The sequence below is a fragment of the Tepidanaerobacter acetatoxydans Re1 genome, assembly GCF_000328765.2.
Taxonomy (GTDB): domain Bacteria; phylum Bacillota; class Thermosediminibacteria; order Thermosediminibacterales; family Tepidanaerobacteraceae; genus Tepidanaerobacter; species Tepidanaerobacter acetatoxydans.
This window is the reverse complement of the sequence record NC_019954.2, coordinates 2,160,301-2,182,683: the sequence shown is the minus strand read 5'-3', so window position 1 is coordinate 2,182,683 and position 22,383 is coordinate 2,160,301. Positions and strand designations below refer to the sequence as shown.

The following is a 22,383-nucleotide window of genomic DNA, read 5'->3' as shown; positions in this document are numbered from 1 at the left end:
ACTGCTGCATATCAAACTGACATATATTACAAAATAGGGCCTTAAACAGGGTCCTTTTTTATATATAATCAGTAAACTTTTGTAAAAGTAATGATATCATGACTGGCGTATCTTTATACATTAGAATCTTAAGAATATTAGCAATAAAGGAGTCTATTACATAATATAGAATTCTATATTGCAATAAACTATTCAATTCAGAAATCCAGGCGGAGGAAAGTTATGAAGAATTATCAGAGCCTGAATGAGAGGGTTATTGACATAAAAAATAATAATCAAGAAGTCAGTCGGCTGATTGAAGAATATAAGCCGTTTATAGCATCGACGGTGGAAAACCACCTTGGAAGGTATGTTGAATATGGAGTTGATGATGAACTTAGTATTGCTATGATAGCTTTTCATGAGGCCATCAAGAAATATGATATAACAAAGGGAAATTTCCTATCTTTTGCTAGAGTTACCGTAAAGCGCAGGCTTATAGACTATTACAGAAAAGAACAGAGAAAAAGCAGTCGGGTAGTACATGCCGAACCAATCCAGCAGCAGGATGACGAATCAATTGATATTTTTGCTGCTGAATCTGTAAAAGAATATACCGAAGCACAAATAAGTCAATGGAGAAGACTAGAAATTCAGGAAATTAAAAAAGAACTGGAACTGTGGGGAATATCCTTTTCTGATGTCGCTAAGAGTTCGCCCAAACAAGAAGGCACCAAACAAACCTATCTTAAAGCCATAGATTTTATTGTGAATAACCCTGAAATATTAGATATAGTCAAGCAAAGAAAGTATTTACCAATTGGAAAAATTACATCGGCTCTAAAAATATCCCGAAAGAGTATTGAAAGAGGTCGAAATTATATAGTAGCAGCAGTGTTGATTTTATCAGGAGATTATCAGTTTATCAATGAGTATATAAAGTGGAGGTGATAGCATTGAAAGGTATCATAGTTGACCTTGATGGCAAATATATCATTGTAGCCAACAGCAAGGGCGATTTTAAAAGGGTATATAACAATTATCCCGGATGCCAGATAGGTGATGAAATAACCATTAAAGAAAGCAGAACAGCCTTTTTGGAACCTATGCTATCATCTGTATTTGCAAAGAGGGCTTTAGCTGCTGTAGCATGTTTTCTTATCATGATTATTGGAAGTTATGGTATATATGGCTATGTAAGTCCTGTTACATATGTAACGGTTGATATTAACCCCAGTGTAGAATTTTCAATAAACAGATATGATTTGGTGCTTAAGGCATATGGCTTAAATGATGAAGGGAATTCCATAGTGGGCGATGGCCGTGAATATAAAAATATGAAGCTTGACGCAGCACTTAATTTGCTGCTTGTGCGGGCGGCAGAGTTTAATTACTTAAATAAAAATACAAATACCGTTATGCTTACGGCGTCTAATGTAAAAGATTCCATATCTCCAAATATACAAAAACAATTAGAGGAAATATCTAAAAACGGATTTCAAGCAGAAACGGCAAATACATCCGGCGGTGAAATAAAAACTGAAGATGTGGAAGCAAAGAACAATAATGCTGCAGAATCAGCCAAATCCGACTTAGATATAATAGTAGAAAGTACAACTTTTGAAAAACACCAAGCGGCAAAGAAGCTGAACATATCTCAAGGTAAATTGGTATTATATGACAAATTGAAAGAAGTGAAACCGGATATTTCATTAAAGCGTGTAAAAGAAACTCCAGTGACTCAAATCATTAAAGAACTGGAACAGGCAAGTAATGAGCAAATTAAAAAATTCGATCAAAAAGGTAATGATAATATCTATAATAAGCAGCAATGGAAAGAAATAAAGACATTGAAGAAAGACATAAAAAACCAATACAAGGATATAAAAAAGAATAATAAATTTCTACCAAAAGAGGAAAACAGAAAAAACCAAGAGCAGCTGATAAAAGCAATAAAGGATAAGATAAAGCAAACTGAAAAAGACTCAAAAACGAGAATAAAGCTAAATAATAGAAGTAATAAAGGTCAGAAAAAGTTTAATAAAAAGCGCAACGGAAATTAGAATGAAAATTATATAAAATTCGCATCTAATATTTAGAATTAGTACTTGCAAATGTGACAAGATTCACATATAATCCCGTTTTCGACACTTGCAAAAATGCATAATTAATGGAATCCGCTATAATAGTGGATTCCATTAATTCTTAGGTTTTTTAAAATGTTGTATGGGAATTTTACTTAGAGATTTTTTTAATGATTTTATTTAGCTCCTTCGGCTTGTAGTATTTCTTATCAAGCCCCAAGACATATATGCCGTTTAAAGCGGTACACACCTTACTTGCCGTGTATGTTGCCATATAGCACATATCATTCATGTTTGCAACATTCATGTTCTTTAACGTCTCTAGAATATTTTCCGTTGTAAAGTGTTTGCCGTATTGATCCAGTTTATACTCCAATAACCTGTAAATCAGGAGTGCGGTGTAGCAAATCATAAAGTGCGCTATTATCCTTTCCTTGTTTCTGTGGTAGATTGGCCTTGCGCGAAAGTTGGTCTTTAGTACCCGAAAACAGTCTTCAATCTTATAGCGCCTTGAATTTATCTCAAGTATTGATTTTGCGCTATCTTCCAGATTTGTCGCAACTGCATAGTAGCCGTCATATTTTTCCTCTCTTTCAATTGCGGCTTTATCGAGTTCATAACAATCAGAGGCTTTTTCCCCACTTTTTCCGACGGATATCTTCCTTATGAAACGGGTCACATCATGCGGCCCTTTTTTTACATCCTCTACGGCATTATGCTTTATGATGTCCTTTGCTCTTTCAATCTGCCTATTCCTTATACTTCGCTGGTATTCCATCATTTTCCTTGAAAATGTGACGATGATGCGCTGCTTTAAAGCAGCCTTGGACTTTACATTCTTGCTAGTGCCATTCTTAAACGTCTTTTCCTCATACAGGCCGACATCTACCGCCTTTGACGCATCTATTACCTTATAGGCGACATCGTTGTACAAAGAAAGGTTTTCTTTATTGAATCTGTCAAACTCCTTCATATGGAAAATCGTAACAGGAGAGTCATCTGAAAGAAGCCTGTAGCCGAAATCGTTAAACATTGCATCCTTTAGAGGTTTGGACAGTTTCTTTACTGATTGCGTTACAATGAAAGCCCTTCTCACGAATGAATTGTACTGCCTTATATCAAGAGAGCCAAGGCCTGCATCTGCACAGTAGATGAACGGCTTTCCCTTAAACATCTTTGTGATTTTCTTTTCTAAAGGGATGGCGGATTTTTGCTCATTGTCAGAGCCGGGATTGATGCACATTGATATAGGGATGCCGTTACCGTCCATGAAAAGCCCCATTTGCACAAGAGGGCTGGGCTGGTGCTGCTTTGAAGGGCCATACTTGCGAAACCCTTTAATTATCTCCCCCGTTACCTCATCTACAAAGTCCTCGTCCTCTTCTTCGGTTTCAAAGTAATAGTTTGTACAGTCAAAATAGCATACCGATGTATTCCTTACAGCGATATTTTCACTGTTTAAATAAAGATGCTCTAAATACCTATCATAATTATCTTCTAATATATCCATAAAACGCAGTATATGCTGATACTCAAATGAGGGCTGCTCAAAATATGTATCCAGCTTATCAAATGTCCCACATTTGGATTTAGGGTCAAGTATCCTTGCAAAGGTAAAAAATCTGTTTATGTCATTACAGCTAAATGTAACCTTACTATCTGTCTGAATCTGTTTAAAAAAATCAGCGATCTTAAGATCATGATAGATTTTCTGTAGAATAAAGTAGCCGATATTTACGAGAGTTGACTTTGATGCAATGTAATTAGCAGCCGTCAGCTTCTCACTAAAATCAAGTTTTATGTCCATATCAGCTTTACCTTTTTTGTATTCCTCATTATACTTACGCACCTGTTCCTTAGCATAAGCAAGGGGATCAGAAGATATTTTAAGAAGCTCGGAATGTTTGCCGATTCTCTTTACATTTTTAGTTGTTGTCTTTTTACCGTTGCGAAACCCCATCTGGATAAAATATGTAGGATCCTTAGACTTCTTATCATAATATAGTTTCATATATTCACCATCCTCTGCTAAGCTTACTATATCATGGATAAGATTAATATACAACACCATACAACAAAATATATTAAAAATTTGACAACAAAAATGTTGTGATATCGGCCTTTGTAAGGTTTTTATTCATGCGCAACTGTCAAACTCCCGGATAAAATAAAGCAAACTGAAAAAGACTCAAAAACGAGAATAAAGCTAAATAATAGAAGTAATAAAGGTCAGAAAAAGTTTAATAAAAAGCGCAACGGAAATTAGAATGAAAATTATATAAAATTCGCATCTAATATTTAGAATTAGTACTTGCAAATGTGACAAGATTCACATATAATAATACAATATAATAGAAAGAAATCATAGATGCAAAATGTGCTAAAAACCCTCAGCTGAGTTGTGAGATAAAGTTTGAATTTCTTATATCAATGTTATATAATTTATACCATGAAAGATTATAAAGGTCTACAATATATTGTATTTGCTACACAAATAGGAATAAATATTGCACTACCTATAGCAGGTGGTATGTATATTGGAGCTTATATGGACCAAAAGTTTTCCACTGGTAGCGCTTTTTTAATTTCCGGCACTTTGCTGGGCGTTTTTTTCTAGCATTACAGGAGTCTACAGGTTGATATCCCATGAATTAAAGAAAAAGGGTAATAATAAAGATTAGAAAATCCGTTTTTAATTTTTAAAGGGAGGTGGTAGATATTGAAAGAAGCATTAGAAGATGTGAAGGCTGCAGAACAAGAAGCGAAAAATATTTTAGATGAAGCCGAAAAAGAGGCAAAAGCTATTGTAGCAGACGCAGCCGAGGAAGGAGAATCAATCCTTCAAGATGCAAAAAAGCAAGGTGAAGAGCAAAGACAAAAACTTATTCAGGAAGCAGAGGCTGAAGCATTGAAAATAGTTGAGAGCCTCAAGAAGGAGCATGAAGAACAGGTCAAACACTTAAAAGAGATTTCCGCCGGCAAAACCGAAGCGGCGGTGGACATGATCGTAGAGAGGATCGTGAAGTCCTATGGCGATAGTTAAAATGGAAAAAATGCACCTTTTAGGCCTGAAAAAAGAGCAGAGTCAGATAATGAGTGCTTTGCAAAAAACCGGTATTGTTGAAGTAATTGACATAGTAGAGGATAATGATGAAACGGCAAAAGAGGTGCAGCAAGACAGTAAGATTCGCAGTGAACTGACAAAAGATTTAATGGATTTAGAATCTAAACTTAATAATCTGAAATTTGGTATTGATTTTTTAAAACCCTTTGCTAAATCTGTAAATCCGCTCATACAAGGGAAGCCAAATATTAAAAAAGATGAATTGGCGAAGGTTTTAAAAGATGAAGCACAGGTTTTAGAGGCATTACAAGCTGTTTTTGATTTGGACAAAAGACTTGCACAGTTAAAAGTGGAAGAATCAAAAATTCTAAATCAAATTGAAATACTTTTACCGTGGCAATCTTTAGATATTCCATTTGAACAGCTCGGTGATACGCAAGAAACTGTCTTTATTACGGTGGTGATGCCCAGAAAGGCAAAGGATGAGCTTGAAAAGAGCCTTGAGGAAGATGAATTGCTTGCCTGCATAAAAGCTCTTGGTGAAAACCGTGATGATGTTTATACACTGGTGATATATCATAAAAATCACAAGGAAGCTGTGCAAAGTCTGTTTAAGGAATTCTCGGTAACCGTTCAAGACTTTCCTGGTTTAACCGGTACTCCGGCTCAAATTATAAAGCAGGATAAAGAACGGCTTGCAGATATAGAAAAGGAACGTGAAGATATCAAGCGTAAGTCGCAGGAACTATCCAGTCAAAAGCTGTATTTTGAAATCCTATATGATTATTATTCGGTAGAAAGAGATAGAAAAAGCAATATTCTAAAGCTGCTTGATACTGATAAATCCTTCTATTTGCAGGCATGGCTTCCTGAAGAACACAAGGATTTTGTCAAGGATAAGATTTTAGGTGTTACTGAATCGGTTTATTTAGAGTTTAACGAACCGGATGAAGATGATGACATGCCGGTGCTGCTTTCAAATGCAAAATTGGTAGAACCTTTCGAAGTGATAACTGAACTTTACAGTTTGCCTGATCCAAGGGGAATTGATCCAAATCCATACATGGCACCATTTTACTTTATTTTTTTTGGAATGATGCTCAGTGATGCGGGCTATGGGATTGTGGTAAGCCTGCTTACGGCCTTAGCTCTGCTGAAATTTAAACTGGAGGGTTCTGGCAGGAAATTTGTATCAATGTTTTTCCTTTGTGGTATATCAACAGTTATTTGGGGAGCAATTTTTGGCGGCTGGTTCGGCGATCTCATCAAAGTCAAGCCGCTATGGATAAATCCCTTAGATAATCCCATGTCTGTTCTGATATTGTCGTTTATCATGGGGATAATACAGATATACACAGGAATTATCTTAAATGCATATAAAAACATCAGAGCGGGCCACGTAGCTGATGCTTTGATGGATCAGGGGTTGTGGCTGGTGCTGCTGACAGGTTTGTTGATGTTTGCAGTTCCACAGCTGGGAGCAGTAGCCAAATATGTAGCTATCTTTGGAGCAGTTGGATTGATTCTGACGCAGGGAAGGTCACAAAAGAACATTGTAATGAAACTTGCTTCAGGAGTTCTCAGCTTGTATGATATTACAGGCTACCTTAGCGATGTATTGTCATATTCCAGGCTGCTTGCCTTAGGCCTTACGACAGGCGTTATAGCGACTGTAATAAATACCATGGCTAAAACAGTAAGCGGAAGCATAGTTGGTTATGTAGTAATGGTACTCATTCTAATAGGAGGACATGTGTTTAACATATTAATCAATATATTAGGTGCATATGTTCACAGCAGCCGTCTGCAGTATATTGAGTTTTTCAGCAAATTCTATGATAGTGGCGGTCGAGCTTTTGACCCGCTGAGAATCAAAACAACTTATGTGAAATTGGAAGATTTATAAATATACATTTAGAATAATATTTGAGGAGGAGTTATAAATGTCACTAACTTTTGGACAGGTTATAGCACTAATAGGGGCGGCACTGGCTGTAGGTCTGCCGGGAATTGGATCTGCAAGAGGTGTAGGCATTGTGGGTGAAAGTGCATCAGGGCTTATAACAGAAGATCCGAGCAAATTTGGTCAAGCACTGATACTTCAAGCAATTCCGGGAACACAGGGTATCTATGGCTTTTTGGCAGGATTTCTCACCATCCAAAAACTTGGATTACTATCCGGAACATTGGTAGACATTACTACTTTTCAGGGATGGCTTATATTCGCTGCTTGTATGCCTATTGCGATAGTCGGCTTTATGTCGGCCATTTATCAGGGCAGAGTAGCTGCCGCTTCAATAGGTATAGTATCTAAGCGTCCTGAAGAAGTAGCCAAGGGTATAACTTTTGCGGCCATGGTTGAGACCTATGCTGTGCTTGCGTTGCTGGCGACTATATTGATGTTGTTCGGCATCGTAATATAAGGGAGTGTCTTGCCATGGAGGGTATTGCAAAGATAAAAGCGACGATATTGGAGGAAGCCCAGGAAGAAAAGCAAAAACTTCTTGAAAATGCTCGGGCTCAAGCTCGGGATATAAGGGCTAAGTATGAGAATAAAGCCGAGGAAATTTTAAACGACATTTTAGAAAAGGCGAACAGGGCGGCTGAGGAGAAAAAGCGCAGAATACTTTCTATGGCCCAGCTGGAAAATCGAAAAGCACTACTTCAAGCAAAACAACAAATAATTGATGAAGTTTTCGAAAAGGCAAAAGCTAAACTAAAGAATATGTCAGATGAAGATTATAGCAACCTGATCGCTGAAATGCTTTTAAAGAGTGTAGTTACCGGCAATGAAGAAGTGGTAATTTCTGAAGATGACAAGAATAGGATTACACCGGATTTTATTAAAAAAATCAATGAAAAGCTAAAAAGCATGGGAAAACAGGGAAATCTTAGAATTTCCGAAACTCCCGGCAAAATGATAGGTGGATTTATACTCAAATCCGAGGACATGGAGATTAATTGCACATTTGATTCCCTTATCAACATGGAAAGGGAAGAATTGGAAACAGAAATAGCAAAAATACTTTTCGAGGAGTGATTAAATGGCGAAAGATACGGATTTTTTATATGTTTCGGCCCGAATAAAATTTTTGGAAACCAAACTCCTCGGAAAAAACGCTATTGATAGGCTGCTTGATGCTCCAGAAGCAGAGGATGTAATTAAGGCATTGAGTGATACTGAGTACGGCAGCGACATTGCCGATATGGAAAATATCTATGATTTCGAAAAAGTCTTGGAACAGAGTATGGAAAGAACTATCAGGACTTTGAAGGAATCATTTAAGAATCACGAGATTATAAGATTCTTTACCTTAAAAAATGATTATCATAATTTAAAGGTAATCGTAAAGGGGAATATACTTGGTGCGGAGTTTAAAGAATATTTCTCACAACTGGGTGAGGTTTCCCCTGAAGAAATGCAAAAATATGCACAAGGGGATACCGGAGCAATAGTACCTGATACCCTAAAAGAAGCTTATCATAGAGCCGTGGAAACATATGAAATAACAAAAAATCCACAAAAGGTAGATTTAGTGCTGGATCAGGCCCTTTTCAAAGAAATGACGAAGATTGTTGAAAGCTCAAGTGATTCCTTTTTAAAGGAATACCTGGCTGCTTTGGCAGACCTTACAAACATAAAAACATTGGTGAGATTGCAAAAGACAGATGCAGATATACGCACTCTCGAAAGTGCATTAGTTGAGGGTGGAAATTTAACAAAAGAATTTTTCAAAGAGATTTTTACAGGCAATACTCAAAATATAATCGAAGCTTTTAATTCAACGCCGTATCATGAGGTGGTTGAAGAAGGTCTTGCATTATGGGAGTCAACAGGTAGTCCTTTGGTTTTTGAAAAAATGATTGATAATTATATGGTTGCTCTGGCAAGAAGAGGTCTTTATAAACCTTTTGGCCCGGAAACAGTTATAGGTTATATGGCCGCTAGGGAAAACGAGTTGAAGCTTCTGAGAATCATAATAGTTGGAAAGATTAACGGCATATCCTCGGATATGATAAGGGAGCGATTGAGAGATGTCTATGTATAAAATAGCGGTGGTAGGAGATAAGGATACAGTACTTGCTTTTAAATCTCTGGGGGTCGATATCTTTCCCGTCTTAAGCGATAGGGAGGCAAGCTTTACAATAACTAGGCTTGCTAAGGAAAACTATGCGGTTATTTTTATTACGGAACAGATTGCAAAAGAAATTCCGGAGAAAATAGACCAGTTCAGGAGTCAGATGCTTCCGGCCATAACACTGATTCCCGGCAACCAGGGCACTTTTGGAATCGGAATAGGTGAAGTGAAAAAGTCCGTGGAAAAAGCCATTGGAGTAGATATCATATTTGGAAAAGAGGGAGAGGAATGACGAATGGTGTTGTAGTGAAAGTTTCCGGTCCCCTCGTAGTGGCAACGGGGCTGCCCGAAGCCAAGATGTTCGACGTGGTCAAAGTAGGAGAGCAAGGCCTAATTGGTGAGGTTATAGAGGTCCATGGAGAAAGACTTTCAATTCAAGTCTATGAGGAAACTTCAGGCTTGGGCCCCGGGGACCCGGTAATTTCTACAGGGCTTCCCCTCAGCGTTGAACTGGGACCGGGACTACTTGAGGGGATATTCGATGGAATCCAGCGACCCCTCGATGTTATAGAATCAACGATGGGAAGCTATATAACAAGAGGCATTGATGTCCCGGCACTTGATAGAAAAAAGAAATGGGAGTTTAAACCCATTGCTAAAAAAGGACAGAAAGTATCAGGAGGAGATTTTCTCGGAAGTGTTCAAGAAACTGTAATAGTGGAGCATAAGATTATGGTGCCTCCGCATATTTCAGGTGAAGTTGTAGAAATCTATGAAGGAGAATTTACTGTTACAGATGTAATTGCAAAGATAAAAACTGATAGCGGTGATATCGTCGATGTTACAATGATGCAGAAATGGCCTGTCAGAATGATACGGCCATATAAGCAAAAACTTCCTCCTGAGGAACCTATGGCTACAGGACAGCGAGTAATTGACACGTTCTTTCCGGTAGCAAAGGGCGGCTCAGCTTGTATACCAGGACCTTTTGGCAGCGGGAAAACCGTTGTTCAGCACCAGCTGGCAAAGTGGGCGGATGCGGAAATCGTTGTTTACATCGGTTGCGGTGAACGTGGCAATGAGATGACTGATGTTTTGCTTGAGTTTCCGGAGCTTCTTGACCCCAAAACCGGTGAACCGCTAATGAAGAGAACTGTTCTGATTGCAAATACTTCAAACATGCCGGTGGCAGCTCGAGAAGCTTCTATATATACTGGTGTAACCATAGCCGAGTATTTTAGGGATATGGGTTACAGTGTAGCTTTAATGGCTGATTCAACATCGCGTTGGGCCGAGGCCTTAAGGGAAATGTCCGGACGTCTTGAGGAGATGCCCGGTGATGAAGGTTACCCGGCGTATTTATCTCGAAGGATTGCCGAGTTTTACGAAAGGGCTGGAAGGGTTGTTACCATCGGCAGTGATAATAGGGAAGGTGCCCTTACGGCAGTCGGAGCGGTTTCGCCTCCCGGCGGCGACCTTTCGGAGCCGGTAACTCAGGCTACACTGCGTGTTGTGAAAGTATTCTGGGCATTGGATGCATCGCTGGCTTATGCCAGACATTTTCCAGCTATAAATTGGCTAACCAGTTATTCCCTGTACTCTGATACGGTAGAAGATTACATGAATCAAAACATATCTGGTAATTGGAAAGAGTTAAGGGCAGAGGCTATGAGACTTTTACAGGAAGAGGCCAGCCTACAGGAAATTGTGCGATTGGTAGGTATTGACGCTCTTTCGACAAATGATCGACTCATACTGGAAGTAGCCAGGTCAATAAGAGAAGACTTCCTCCATCAGAATGCCTTTCATGAAGTGGATACTTATACTTCTTTGAATAAACAGTATAGAATGTTGAAACTTATTCTGATGTTCTATGAAGAATCTAAAAAGGCAATCGACAGCGGAGTAGTATTTTCTGAAATAGAAAATTTGCCGGTTCGGGAGCGGATTGGCAGAGTTAAGTATGCCGATGAAAAAGACATGAAAATATTTGATGAAATTGAATCCGAACTAAAACAGCAGCTTAAAGCCTTAATGGAAGGGGGAAAAGCTGAATGATTAAAGAGTATAGAACTGCTAGGGAAATTGCAGGCCCCTTAATGATGGTAGAGAATGTAGAAGGCGTAAAGTACAATGAGCTCGTTGAAATTGAAACGGCTTCAGGCGAAATACGACGCGGACAAGTACTTGAAATCGACGGCGATAAAGCGTTAGTTCAGCTTTTCGAAGGCTCAACGGGACTTAATATAAATGACTGCAAAATAAGATTTTTGGGCAAGAGTATCCAATTGGGTGTTTCGATCGATATGTTAGGCAGAGTATTCGATGGTTCAGGAAGACCCAAGGATAATGGTCCCAAAATAATTCCCGAAAAGCGGCTTGACATAGACGGCAGCCCTATAAACCCGGCGGCACGTGACTACCCATCGGAGTTTATACAAACTGGAATTTCGGCTATTGACGGCTTAAATACACTGGTCAGAGGTCAGAAGCTGCCTATATTTTCAGGTTCAGGTTTGCCGCATGCCCAGCTTGCAGCTCAAATAGCACGGCAGGCAAAGGTTCTGGGAACGGAAAGCAAGTTTGCCGTTGTCTTTGCGGCGATGGGTATTACCTTCGAAGAAGCAGACTATTTTATTTCAGACTTTAGAAAAACCGGCGCTATAGACAGATCAGTGCTTTTTATGAATTTAGCCAACGATCCGGCTATTGAACGTATATCAACACCGCGTATGGCACTTACATGTGCTGAGTTTCTCGCATTTGAAAAGGATATGCACGTCCTAGTTATCTTAACTGATATGACCAACTACTGTGAAGCCCTTCGAGAGGTTTCAGCCGCAAGGAAAGAGGTTCCCGGCCGCAGAGGCTATCCTGGGTACCTTTACACAGACCTTTCCACCATATATGAAAGAGCAGGGCGTTTGCGGGGTAAAAAAGGCTCAATTACGCAGATACCGATTTTAACGATGCCTGAAGATGACAAGACACATCCCATCCCGGACTTGACAGGATATATTACAGAAGGTCAGGTCATCCTTAGTCGTGAACTGTATACAAGAGGCATAATGCCGCCTATTGACGTGCTGCCTTCGCTTTCAAGGCTTAAGGATAAGGGTATCGGTGAAGGTAAAACCAGGGAAGATCATGCCGATACTATGAACCAGCTGTTTGCTGCTTATGCTCGCGGTAAAGAAGCGAAGGAATTAGCCGTAATTTTGGGTGAGGCTGCACTCAGTGATGCAGATAAACTCTTTGCCAAATTTGCCGATGAATTCGAAAAACGTTATGTTTCTCAAGGTGAAAATGAAGACAGAAGCATTGAGGAAACACTCAATTTAGGGTGGGAGCTATTGACCATTTTACCCAAAGCAGAGCTTAAGAGAGTTAGGGATGAATATATTGACAAGTATTTACCTAAAAAAGGAGAAGACTGAGAATGAAAACTCGAGTAAATCCCACTCGAATGGAGCTTACCCGTTTAAAGAGGCAAATAGTTGTTGCACGTCGTGGACACAAACTGCTTAAGGATAAGCAGGATGAGCTTATTAAAAAATTTATCGACTTAATTAAGGAAAATAAAAGGCTCAGAGAAGAAGTAGAACACGATTTGGAGATGGCCCTGAAAAGCTTTACCATGGCACGAAGTCAAATGCCTCAGGAAGTGCTTGAGGAAAGTCTCATGATTCCGGCAGCACAGGTAAATATAGATGTTGGGAAACAGAATATCATGAGTGTAAATGTACCGAAAATTGATATTCACTTGCAAGAAGGCAGCAATATCTACTCATATGGTCTTGCGAATACATCTGCAGAATTGGACAATGCCATAAGCATACTTTCAGGTATGCTGCCTAAAATGCTAAAACTTTCGGAAATCGAAAAAACTTGTCAGTTAATGGCTGATGAAATCGAAAAAACTCGCCGCAGGGTCAATGCATTGGAATACGTTATGATTCCTTCAATGGAAGAAACTATAAAGTATATTACCATGAAACTCGATGAGAATGAACGTTCAAATATCACAAGACTTATGAAAATCAAAGAAATGGTTATGTAAACTTAAATGAATTAAAAGGAACCGTCCCTAAAAATGGCATTTTTGGGGACGGTTCCTTTTAATTCACTTTTGCGCCAGACATTGATATCCATTATGTTTATCTGCTTTTGGTAATAAGCAAAGGATTTGCAAAGAAGGATATTATCAAAAACAGGCGAATTAACAAAATAGAGCATATAACATGAAGGGAATGACTTTGTTATGAAACCTGTTACCGTTCTTATCCCGGCATACAATGAGGCACCTAGGATAGGAGATGTTCTAGATGTAGTGTGCAGCTACCCGCAAGAAAAACGAGTAATAGTAATCGATGATGGTTCTGCGGATGATACGTACAAAGCTGCTCAAAGAGCCGGAGTAGAGGTAATAAGACATGGGAAAAATCTCGGAAAGGGAGCTGCACTGCAGACGGGGATAGATTATGTTGATGATTCATCTCTGTGGCTTTTTCTTGATGCAGACCTAATTAATTTAAAACATCAGCACATGGATGCCCTGCTTTTGCCATTGGAAGAAAATCCACAAGTGGGTATGACAATAGGCATGTTTAAAAGCGGGGGCAAGAAGAATGTTGATCTGGCTCAACGATATTTTTCTATTTTAAATGGGCAAAGAGGGCTAGCAAACTTTTTTGTAAAGAGCCTTCCCTCGCTTTCATGGGCTCGGTTTGGTGTTGAGATATTTTTAAGCCGTTTAGCCGAAAAGTATAATATTCCGGTAATTGAGCCGGCTTTACAAGATATAACCCACTATACCAAAGAGGAAAAATATGGATTTAAACTTGGTTTCATGTACAGATTGCAAATGTATAAAGAATGCTTATATGCACTTTTTAACTGGCAAAAGCATGTTCCGACACATGATAAATCAATTAAAAATTTATCTAAAGACATATCACATTATGAATAATGAATCCTTATAAAAAGCTGCTTCACAAAACGTGGAGCAGCTTTTTTATGTGAGGCCGACAAGAGTACCAGAACTTTATTGAGCAAAAATCGACCGCAACCTACCAATATTTGACCGACACAGTCGACTGCAAGGCTGCCGTTACTGTGCCTTTTAGCATTTTCAGGGTAATTAATTTATTGTAAATAAATGATTATTATAAAAGATGTTTATATATCAAATACTATTGTTAAAAGCAAATATAAAACGTTGCATATAAAAAATGTTATAAAAACCAAAATATACCAAAACAAAGTCTTAAAAACAATATGTCAGTTTCAATTAATAGACAAAAACTAGCAGGATTCACTGAAGGAGATGCTTGGACAATTCTCGAATCTTCCTTTTATGTAATTTAAAATACATCAAAGCATAATTTTGGTAAGAAACGGTAATAATTATACAAGGAACCTTTTAATCTAATTTTATTTAATTCTAAATTGAAAAGCACATAAAGCTATTACGTTTGTAAAAGGCGTAAAGAAAAAAGATATTTTTCAGGGGGATTATCTTATGAAATTTTTAAAGACTTTAACTGCAGCAGTAATACTTTTGGTTATGATTACACCTAAGGCCAATTGCAGTCAAGATAGTGATAATTTGTTAGCAGGAGCCCTCAGTGAAGTTGGTGCAAATCCCGAAATACTGGATATTGTGGACTGGTCGGTTATTAATCGCGAATTTATGGATTTTACTCAAATGCAGCAATATCAGGATGAAATAATGAAAATTTTTAATGCTGAAAAGGAAAATTTTGATTTCACGGAGGAAAACAACGAAACGTACCGAATATTAAATACTGAGGGTAAATTAGATTCCGATACTTTTCTACAAATAATTATTCAGTCAGTGATTTTACCTGCAGAATATGAAAAAGATCCTCAAACGTATTTAACAATAAGTATTAGCAGTCGGAATCTGGAGAAATACAATGATTTTGTAAAAAAAGTCAGCAAAACCATTAATTCCTTAGGTGGCCAGTCAAAAATTACCTCTTGTGTTACTGGAACGTTTAATGGTAAACTTGATGAGGCAAAGCAGGATAAATTAGTAGAAACAATTGCAAGTTATTTTGAAATTATCAATACAGAAAAAATTCAAGACAAATATAATTTTAGTATAATAGGATTTAGCCCGCTATTATCCGAGGGTATACAGATATTAGGTAAAAATTATAATATCCATATTGCAATAAGATATAATTCAGATGAAGATATAACATATATATGGATTGGAACACCAGTCATTTCTCTTGAATACTGAATGAGTTTATAAGGGTATAATATGGATATTTTAACCAAAATACCCGTTATACTAAACTATCGGAGGGAAAGTCGTTGTCAAGTATTGTTGTTGAGGGAGGAAAGCCGTTAGAAGGAACCGTCAGGATAAGCAGTGCTAAAAATGCGGTATTACCTGTTATGGCTGCATCACTGCTCACTGAAGCCGAATGTATTATCGAAGATGCCCCCGAATTGGAAGATGTAAAAGTCATGAGAGAAGTTTTAAAATCTATGGGAGCTAAAGTTTTTCGTGATAAAGATTGTATAAAAATAAGTGCAGGGACAGTTAATTCTTTTGAGGCACCTTATGATTTGGTCAGAAAAATGAGGGCTTCTTTTTTGGTGATGGGTCCGATGCTTGCAAGAAAGGGACGAGCACGTATATCAATGCCTGGTGGATGCGCTATAGGTTCAAGGCCTATAGATTTGCATTTGAAAGGTTTTGCTTCATTGGGAGCTGATATCGAGCTTGGTCATGGGTTTGTGGAGGCTAGATGTGATAAACTTGTAGGATCTGTTATATACTTAGATTTTCCAAGTGTTGGAGCAACGGAAAATATAATGATGGCTGCTGCCTTGGCTCAGGGGCAGACAACTATTGAAAATGCCGCTAAGGAGCCGGAGATAATTGACCTGGCTAATTTTTTAAACAGCATGGGAGCAAAAATCCGGGGCGCAGGCACTGATGTGATAAAAATTGAAGGCGTTAAGGAACTTTCAGGTATTTCATATACTGTGATTCCGGATAGGATTGAAACAGGCACTTTCTTAGTTGCCGGAGCCATAACTGGCGGTAATATCCTGCTTGAAAATGTAGTACCAGAGCATTTGAAGCCGGTAATAGCCAAACTGATAGAATGTGGTGCAAAAATTACTGAGGAACCGGAGGGTCTGCGAGTGATAGGCGATGGCAGGCCAATCGCATCTGATGTCAAAACTCTGCCTTATCCTGGATTCCCAACAGATATGCAGGCACAAATGATGGCTTATTTAAGCATTGCCAGCGGAACCAGTATGGTTATAGAAACGGTTTTCGAAAATCGCTTTATGCATGTGGAAGAATTAAAGCGTATGGGCGCTAAGATAAAGATAGAGGGAAGAAGTGCTGTAATAGAAGGCGTTGAAAAGCTTTCGGGAGCACCTGTAAAGGCTACTGACCTTCGGGCGGGTGCCGCACTAATTCTTGCCGGTTTGGCTGCAGAAGGAACAACCCAAGTAATGAACACATATCATATTTACAGAGGATATGTAAATATTGTGGAAAACCTTCAAGGGCTAGGAGCTAAAATAAAAAAAGTCGATTAAGAGGATAAAGCCATCCTGCTTGTTGACTGACTTTACTAATAAATAATAACCACACGTTTTACGTGTGGTTATTATTTATTTTTTGGATATTCTTTTCACCGGGGTTATTTGGTACATATTTGCACTAACACAATTTAATTACAATATGAAATTTGTTAAACCTGACGAGTATTTATGCCGGTTTTAAGGTTTAGCAAAGACAGATTTCGCTTTGGACTGTCAAATTCGAAAGGATAACACATATATCCAACAAGGTGCTAATAAAATATAATATGAGCTTGGTTATCTGGAGGGATTTAATGAAAGGAGCAGGCTATTATATAATTTTCTTTATAATTTTTGTTGTTATTGTTGTCCCGGGTTTGATAGTGAAAAGCTGCAAACCCATACAGTTTGAAGGCCCAAGTGAGCAAAAGAGGATAAAAGAGGCTGCTGGCGAGAATTTTATTAGTGTCTATATAAATTCATCTAAAAAGATTGAAAAAATATTACTGGAGGATTACGTAAAAGGTGTAGTAGCTGCTGAAATGCCGGCCAGCTTTAATATCGAAGCCTTAAAAGCTCAGTCAGTAGCAGCAAGGACATATGTATATAAGCGGTGGCGCACTGTAGGAGGTAATGGATGCAGCCTGCATCCCGAAGCGGATGTATGCGATGATCCAAGCCATTGTCAGGCTTGGATTACAAAAAGTGAGATGCTGAAAAAGTGGGGATTATTTTCCTATTATCACTATTACAGTAAGATTAATCAAGCTGTAAACTCTACTGCCGGCATGATCATATTATATCAGGATGAACCCATAGATCCGTTGTTTTTTTCTACCAGCAACGGCAAAACCGAAAACTCCGAAGATGTTTGGGAAAAGCAAATCCCGTATCTTAGAAGCGTAGTAAGTCCCGATGAAGAAGCAGCACCGCGCTTTTTTGCTGTAAAGGAGTTTACTGTCGAAGAAATTGTATCTAAGCTACGTCAAAAGTGGCCTGATATAGTTATTGACCATAAGAATCCGCAAGCCCAGTGGAAGGTGTTAGAAGTCAGTGAGGGAGGGCGAGTCAAAAAAATGCAAGTTGGTAATAAAGTAATAAAAGGTACTGAGTTTCGTCAATTATTCGAGCTGAACTCAACAGATTTTAAATGGGAAAGATCCGGCAAAAATATTAAAATAATGACAACAGGCTACGGACATGGCGTGGGCATGAGCCAATACGGTGCTGATGCGATGGCTAAAAATGGTGCCGGTTATATTGATATAATTAAACATTATTACAAGGGTGTAGAAATAATTAAAAAAATAGAATAGCGGCGTTGGCAGAAGGCTATGAAATAAGGATAAAATTTATCTCTTGTGCCAGTAAACAAATGCATAACAAGGAAAATACTGGTCATAATATAGATGAGGTGATTATATGAACCGATTCAAATGGCCAGTAAAACTTTCTTCATGTTTTAGAAAAGTTAAGGACTCTGGTAATAAACTTGTCAAACAAGTAATTCAACTGCCTAAAAAGACTTTGTTTGCTGCATTTTTGATTACACTTTTAATCATAACCAACAGTTTTTTTTGGTGGTATCGGGCTACACATAAAGGCTTTGAATTTAACGAAAGTGCTAATAAAGAACCTCTGTCTGAGTGGCAAATTGATATGAACGAACAGGTTTTAAATGAAGAAAATATAGAGAAGCAATACGGTTTGAATAATAATACTCAGAATTTGAGTAGTTCATCTAAGGAGCATCAAGAGAAAAAAGAAGATCAACAAAACCCTGTAAAACCCAGTGAGGTAGCTGGAAATTTGCAGCAACAAACAGCTTTTGACACAGAAAAAGTTAAAAAAACAAAAGAGGATGGATCCGGTAATATAACAAAAGCAGCAGGAGAGGAACCAGAAGAAACTGCGGTGGTTTCAGCTATGGCAACCATGGCTATGCCGGCTATGGGAAGGGTAACAACAGCTTTTGCTATGGATACCCTAATCTATTCTAAGACTTTGGAGCAATGGAACTGCCATAGCGGTATTGACATTGCCGCTGACATCGGTACACCGGTAAAAGCCGTTTTAGACGGAACGGTAGCTGAGGTAACAAATAATGATCCTAAGCTGGGGGTAGTTATAGTTATTGACCACGGCGGCGGTGTTAAAACTTTATATGGGAATCTTAATTCGGATAAATTGGTTAAAGAAGGCGAGCAGGTTAAAAAAGGTCAAGTAATTTCAGCTATAGGCAAGACTGCACCTTATGAGATAGAAGATCCTCCTCATCTTCACTTTGAAGTGCTAAAAGATGGTAAAAATATAGATCCACAGCAATATCTTCCTGAAATCAGGTAGATGTCGGAGGATACCACAGCAACTCATAACTGAAATACCTGCACTTAAGCAGCCGAAAGCGTGGCGGAAAAGCCCGCTTTATTTTTTTGAATATTAACAATTTGTATACCTCTGGCAAATGATGTATTTCAAAAAAAGCATACTTTGCTTTTTTATCTTCTATAAAGCTACTTTACATCATATATATTTATTAAACTTGCTTGAAGGGGGAACTGCCGTGAAAGATTATATGAGGGAGCGAATCCTAGAAATCGCAGATTATATTATTGATACTAAGGCTACCGTCAGACAAGCCGCCAAAGTTTTTGGCGTATCGAAAAGTACGGTGCACAAGGATATGACCGAAAGATTATTGGAGATAAATCCGCAAAAAGCAATCGAGGTAAGAGAAGTACTGGAATTTAATAAAGCCGAACGGCATATTAGAGGTGGAAGAGCTACAAGAGAAAAATACATACATCTTTAAACAAGAATAAAAGAGGATTTTTGAAAAAAATGTAGAATTAATTCCTAAATGTGTTAAATTTGACAGGAGGCAACGAAACTTTCATGGATATAGGTATTGATTTAGGAACCGCTTCAATTTTGGTTTATGTTAAGGGAAAAGGAATTGTACTTCAAGAACCCTCTGTAGTTGCTATGGATAGATCCACCGGCAAGATGTTGGCTGTAGGAGAGGAAGCCCGAAGAATGATAGGGCGTACTCCAGGCAATATAGTGGCTATACGTCCGCTGAAGGAAGGCGTTATTGCGGATTATTCCACAACGGAAATCATGCTTAAGTATTTTTTGAACAAAATTGCACACAGCAGAATTTTTCGACCGAGAATGATGATATGTGTTCCGGCAGTTATTACAACTGTTGAAAAAAGAGCGGTTATTGAGGCTGCCAATGCGGCGGGAGCCAGGCAAACATATTTAATAGAAGAACCTATAGCAGCTGCTATAGGTGCCGGCCTGGATATTTCAAAACCTTTTGGAAGTATGGTTGTTGATATCGGAGGCGGCACCACGGATATTGCAGTTATGTCCCTGGGAGGCATTGTCTGCGGTGAGTCTTTAAGAGTAGCCGGCGATAAATTTGATGATGCTATTGTGAGGTTTGTAAAGAAAGAATTTAATCTTATGATTGGGGAAAGATCCGCTGAAGAGGTTAAGATTAATGTGGCTGATGTTTTTCCCGAAAGTGATGAAGACAAGGCTGTTTCGATGGAAGTAAGAGGTCGAAGCCTAATTAGCGGACTTCCTCAAAACGTCACCATTACTGCAGGCCAGACCTGTGAAGCACTTCAAGAACCTGTAGAACAGATTGTAAATACTATATATAGTGTTTTGGAAAAAACTCCGCCGGAACTAGCATCTGATATCAGTGAAAAGGGTATAGTAATGACCGGTGGCGGTTCGCTGCTTAAAGGCATGGACAAGTTGATTTGCAGAAGAACCGGTATTCCGGTTATAATTGCAGAAGAGGCAATTTCTGCTGTGGCTATTGGAGCCGGTAAAGCATTAGAAAATTTGGACATACTTGGTCCTAATGCTGTTTTTACCAAATAACCCACTTCTTTAAGAAGGAGGTGATTAAAATTGATAAGAGGTCTTTATACAGGAGCTTCAGGAATGCTGTCTGAAATGAGCAGAACTGATGTCATTTCAAACAACCTTGCCAATGTAAATACTTCTGGGTTTAAGAAAGACAGGGCGATTTTCAGAGCTTTGCCAGAGATGAATATCCATCGGTTTGATGATCCGATAACTGTCGGCCTTGATCGGGTTATAGATCCGAGGCCTTTCATTGGCATGCTGGGTACTGGAGTAATGCTGGATGAAATAAATACGGATTTTTCCCAAGGCGCTATAAAGGTAACGTCAAATCCACTAGATATTGCCTTGAGAGGGGAAGGCTTTTTTGAGGTTCAGACTCCCGAAGGCATACGGTATACAAGAGACGGCAGTTTTACCATAGACCGGGATGGATATATTGTTACAAAAGACGGTTATTATGTTCTGGGTGAGAATGGACCGATGCTGTTGCCTCAGGAAGGTGATGTTGTAATAAGTCAACAAGGAGAAGTGACTGTAAGCGGTCAATTTGTGGACAGGCTTGAAATAGTAAATTTTGCCGACCAAGGGCAGGTTGTAAAACAAGGCAGTAATTTATATAACTCCCAAGCACCAACGGTTCCGACTGATGCCGAAGTGATTCAGGGTGCTTTAGAAGGGTCAAATACCAACACGATTTCAGAAATGGTTGATTTGATAACAGCCTTTAGAGCGTATGAAGCCAGCCAGAAGGTAATACAAACTCATGATGAAACTCTTGACAGAGCTGTAAATGATATAGCAAGCATATAATTTTGGGGCCGGACTGAATACTCAGAGGCCCTCCACTGCCGACTGACTGAAGCAGTGATAATATAAGGAGGAGTAAACTATGATGCGCGCACTGTGGAGTGCTAGTTCTGGTATGCAGGCACAACAATTGAATATGGACATTACATCAAATAATTTGGCTAATGTAAACACAGCGGGTTTTAAGAAAAGCCGTGCAGAATTTAAAGATTTGCTATATGAAACACTTCAGCGGCCGGACAGTCCCGAGTTGCTTTCAGGAGCAGCAGTACCTGTAGGAATTCAAGTAGGTCATGGAGTTAGACCTTCGGCTACAGGCCGAGATTTTAACGAAGGTAATCTTCAGCCTACTGGTAATACATTTGATGTAGCTATTGAAGGGACAGGGTTTTTCATGGTAGAAAGACCCGACGGCAATCTGGCTTTTACCAGAGATGGTTCATTTAAAGTATCCTTGGATGGAACCGACAGAAATTTAGTCACATCGGAAGGATATTATGTTCTAAGCGGAGACGAAAGCTATATAACCATTCCTGAGGAATATACCGATATTAGTATTTCATCAGATGGTTTGATTACAGGACAGGATGAAGATGGGACAATAGAAGAATTAGGTCAAATAGGGATTGTTAAATTCTTAAATCCTCAGGGACTTTTGGCTATCGGCAACAATCTCTTTGAGGCAACTGAAGCTTCTGGAGAATATGTGCCAATGGAAGATGTATCAGATCCCGGATATGGTACATTGCTACAAGGATTTTTGGAGATGTCCAATGTTCAGGTAGTGGAAGAAATGGTAAACCTTATCATTGCCCAGAGAGCCTATGAAGTAAATACCAAAGCCGTCCAGGCATCTGATGAAATGCTGGCTCAGGCCAATAATCTCAGGCGTTAGGGGAAT

General features: G+C 38.8%; 22 protein-coding genes. 21 read left to right on the top strand and 1 reads right to left on the bottom strand.

What is annotated here, in order from left to right; genetic code table 11:
- Positions 1 to 222 precede the first annotated feature (222 nt).
- Both sigI and TEPIRE1_RS10390 read left to right on the top strand, forming a co-directional pair.
- Positions 223 to 930: an RNA polymerase sigma-I factor gene (gene sigI / locus TEPIRE1_RS10395; protein WP_013779133.1), complete on the top strand. Its 708-nt coding sequence runs from the start codon at positions 223 to 225 to the stop codon at positions 928 to 930.
- 5 nt (positions 931 to 935) lie between these two features.
- Positions 936 to 2,042, top strand: a complete 1,107-nt coding sequence (locus TEPIRE1_RS10390; protein ID WP_013779132.1) for an anti-sigma factor domain-containing protein — start codon at positions 936 to 938, stop codon at positions 2,040 to 2,042.
- A gap of 172 nt (positions 2,043 to 2,214) precedes the next feature.
- On the opposite strand, the gene TEPIRE1_RS10385 is transcribed toward TEPIRE1_RS10390, so the two are convergent.
- Positions 2,215 to 4,074 carry an IS1634 family transposase gene (locus TEPIRE1_RS10385; protein ID WP_231848286.1) on the bottom strand — a complete coding sequence of 620 codons (1,860 nt, stop codon included), beginning with the start codon at positions 4,072 to 4,074 and terminating at the stop codon, positions 2,215 to 2,217.
- A gap of 438 nt (positions 4,075 to 4,512) precedes the next feature.
- Here TEPIRE1_RS10385 and TEPIRE1_RS14515 point away from each other — a divergent pair, with 438 nt between their 5' ends.
- The 19 genes from TEPIRE1_RS14515 to flgG all read left to right on the top strand — a co-directional run bounded on the left by TEPIRE1_RS14515 (position 4,513) and on the right by flgG (position 22,377).
- Positions 4,513 to 4,680 (top strand): AtpZ/AtpI family protein, encoded by a 168-nt coding sequence (locus tag TEPIRE1_RS14515; protein WP_023211591.1) that lies wholly within the window; start codon positions 4,513 to 4,515, stop codon positions 4,678 to 4,680.
- 102 nt (positions 4,681 to 4,782) lie between these two features.
- On the top strand, positions 4,783 to 5,106 hold the full coding sequence (locus tag TEPIRE1_RS10375; protein ID WP_013779129.1) for a hypothetical protein: 324 nt from the start codon (positions 4,783 to 4,785) through the stop codon (positions 5,104 to 5,106).
- Positions 5,093 to 7,033, top strand: a complete 1,941-nt coding sequence (locus tag TEPIRE1_RS10370; RefSeq protein WP_013779128.1) for a V-type ATP synthase subunit I — start codon at positions 5,093 to 5,095, stop codon at positions 7,031 to 7,033. Before TEPIRE1_RS10375 ends, TEPIRE1_RS10370 begins: the two co-directional genes overlap by 14 nt.
- Before the next feature lie 37 nt (positions 7,034 to 7,070).
- Positions 7,071 to 7,550, top strand: a complete 480-nt coding sequence (locus TEPIRE1_RS10365; protein ID WP_013779127.1) for a V-type ATP synthase subunit K — start codon at positions 7,071 to 7,073, stop codon at positions 7,548 to 7,550.
- 14 nt (positions 7,551 to 7,564) lie between these two features.
- Positions 7,565 to 8,167, top strand: coding sequence for a V-type ATP synthase subunit E (locus TEPIRE1_RS10360; protein WP_013779126.1), 603 nt, complete (start codon positions 7,565 to 7,567; stop codon positions 8,165 to 8,167).
- 4 nt (positions 8,168 to 8,171) lie between these two features.
- Positions 8,172 to 9,176, top strand: a complete 1,005-nt coding sequence (locus TEPIRE1_RS10355) for a V-type ATP synthase subunit C (protein WP_013779125.1) — start codon at positions 8,172 to 8,174, stop codon at positions 9,174 to 9,176.
- Positions 9,169 to 9,498 carry a V-type ATP synthase subunit F gene (locus TEPIRE1_RS10350; protein ID WP_041591582.1) on the top strand — a complete coding sequence of 110 codons (330 nt, stop codon included), beginning with the start codon at positions 9,169 to 9,171 and terminating at the stop codon, positions 9,496 to 9,498. Before TEPIRE1_RS10355 ends, TEPIRE1_RS10350 begins: the two co-directional genes overlap by 8 nt.
- Positions 9,495 to 11,264, top strand: a complete 1,770-nt coding sequence (locus tag TEPIRE1_RS10345) for an ATP synthase subunit A (RefSeq protein WP_013779123.1) — start codon at positions 9,495 to 9,497, stop codon at positions 11,262 to 11,264. The genes TEPIRE1_RS10350 and TEPIRE1_RS10345 overlap by 4 nt, the downstream gene beginning before the upstream one ends.
- Positions 11,261 to 12,643 (top strand): V-type ATP synthase subunit B, encoded by a 1,383-nt coding sequence (locus TEPIRE1_RS10340; RefSeq protein WP_013779122.1) that lies wholly within the window; start codon positions 11,261 to 11,263, stop codon positions 12,641 to 12,643. Before TEPIRE1_RS10345 ends, TEPIRE1_RS10340 begins: the two co-directional genes overlap by 4 nt.
- Positions 12,644 to 12,645: 2 nt before the next feature.
- Positions 12,646 to 13,266, top strand: a complete 621-nt coding sequence (locus TEPIRE1_RS10335) for a V-type ATP synthase subunit D (RefSeq protein WP_013779121.1) — start codon at positions 12,646 to 12,648, stop codon at positions 13,264 to 13,266.
- 201 nt (positions 13,267 to 13,467) lie between these two features.
- Complete coding sequence (locus TEPIRE1_RS10330; protein WP_013779120.1) at positions 13,468 to 14,175, top strand: glycosyltransferase family 2 protein; 708 nt, start codon at positions 13,468 to 13,470, stop codon at positions 14,173 to 14,175.
- A 552-nt stretch (positions 14,176 to 14,727) separates the two neighbouring features.
- Complete coding sequence (locus TEPIRE1_RS10325) at positions 14,728 to 15,477, top strand: YwmB family TATA-box binding protein (RefSeq protein WP_013779119.1); 750 nt, start codon at positions 14,728 to 14,730, stop codon at positions 15,475 to 15,477.
- Between the two features lie 74 nt (positions 15,478 to 15,551).
- Positions 15,552 to 16,802 (top strand): UDP-N-acetylglucosamine 1-carboxyvinyltransferase, encoded by a 1,251-nt coding sequence (gene murA, locus TEPIRE1_RS10320; protein WP_013779118.1) that lies wholly within the window; start codon positions 15,552 to 15,554, stop codon positions 16,800 to 16,802.
- 299 nt (positions 16,803 to 17,101) lie between these two features.
- Positions 17,102 to 18,103 carry a stage II sporulation protein D gene (gene spoIID / locus TEPIRE1_RS10315; protein ID WP_013779117.1) on the top strand — a complete coding sequence of 334 codons (1,002 nt, stop codon included), beginning with the start codon at positions 17,102 to 17,104 and terminating at the stop codon, positions 18,101 to 18,103.
- A 106-nt stretch (positions 18,104 to 18,209) separates the two neighbouring features.
- A complete protein-coding gene (locus TEPIRE1_RS10310) occupies positions 18,210 to 19,133 on the top strand; it encodes a M23 family metallopeptidase (RefSeq protein ID WP_013779116.1) in 924 nt (307 codons plus the stop codon).
- 217 nt (positions 19,134 to 19,350) lie between these two features.
- Positions 19,351 to 19,599 carry a sporulation transcriptional regulator SpoIIID gene (gene spoIIID / locus TEPIRE1_RS10305; RefSeq protein ID WP_013779115.1) on the top strand — a complete coding sequence of 83 codons (249 nt, stop codon included), beginning with the start codon at positions 19,351 to 19,353 and terminating at the stop codon, positions 19,597 to 19,599.
- An 83-nt stretch (positions 19,600 to 19,682) separates the two neighbouring features.
- Positions 19,683 to 20,687, top strand: a complete 1,005-nt coding sequence (gene mreB, locus TEPIRE1_RS10300) for a rod shape-determining protein MreB (RefSeq protein ID WP_013779114.1) — start codon at positions 19,683 to 19,685, stop codon at positions 20,685 to 20,687.
- A gap of 30 nt (positions 20,688 to 20,717) precedes the next feature.
- Positions 20,718 to 21,485 carry a flagellar basal-body rod protein FlgF gene (gene flgF, locus TEPIRE1_RS10295; protein ID WP_013779113.1) on the top strand — a complete coding sequence of 256 codons (768 nt, stop codon included), beginning with the start codon at positions 20,718 to 20,720 and terminating at the stop codon, positions 21,483 to 21,485.
- A 79-nt stretch (positions 21,486 to 21,564) separates the two neighbouring features.
- The gene (flgG, locus tag TEPIRE1_RS10290; RefSeq protein ID WP_013779112.1) at positions 21,565 to 22,377 is read left to right on the top strand and encodes a flagellar basal-body rod protein FlgG; all 813 of its coding nucleotides are present in this window, start codon (positions 21,565 to 21,567) and stop codon (positions 22,375 to 22,377) included.
- The last annotated feature ends 6 nt before the right edge of the window (positions 22,378 to 22,383 follow it).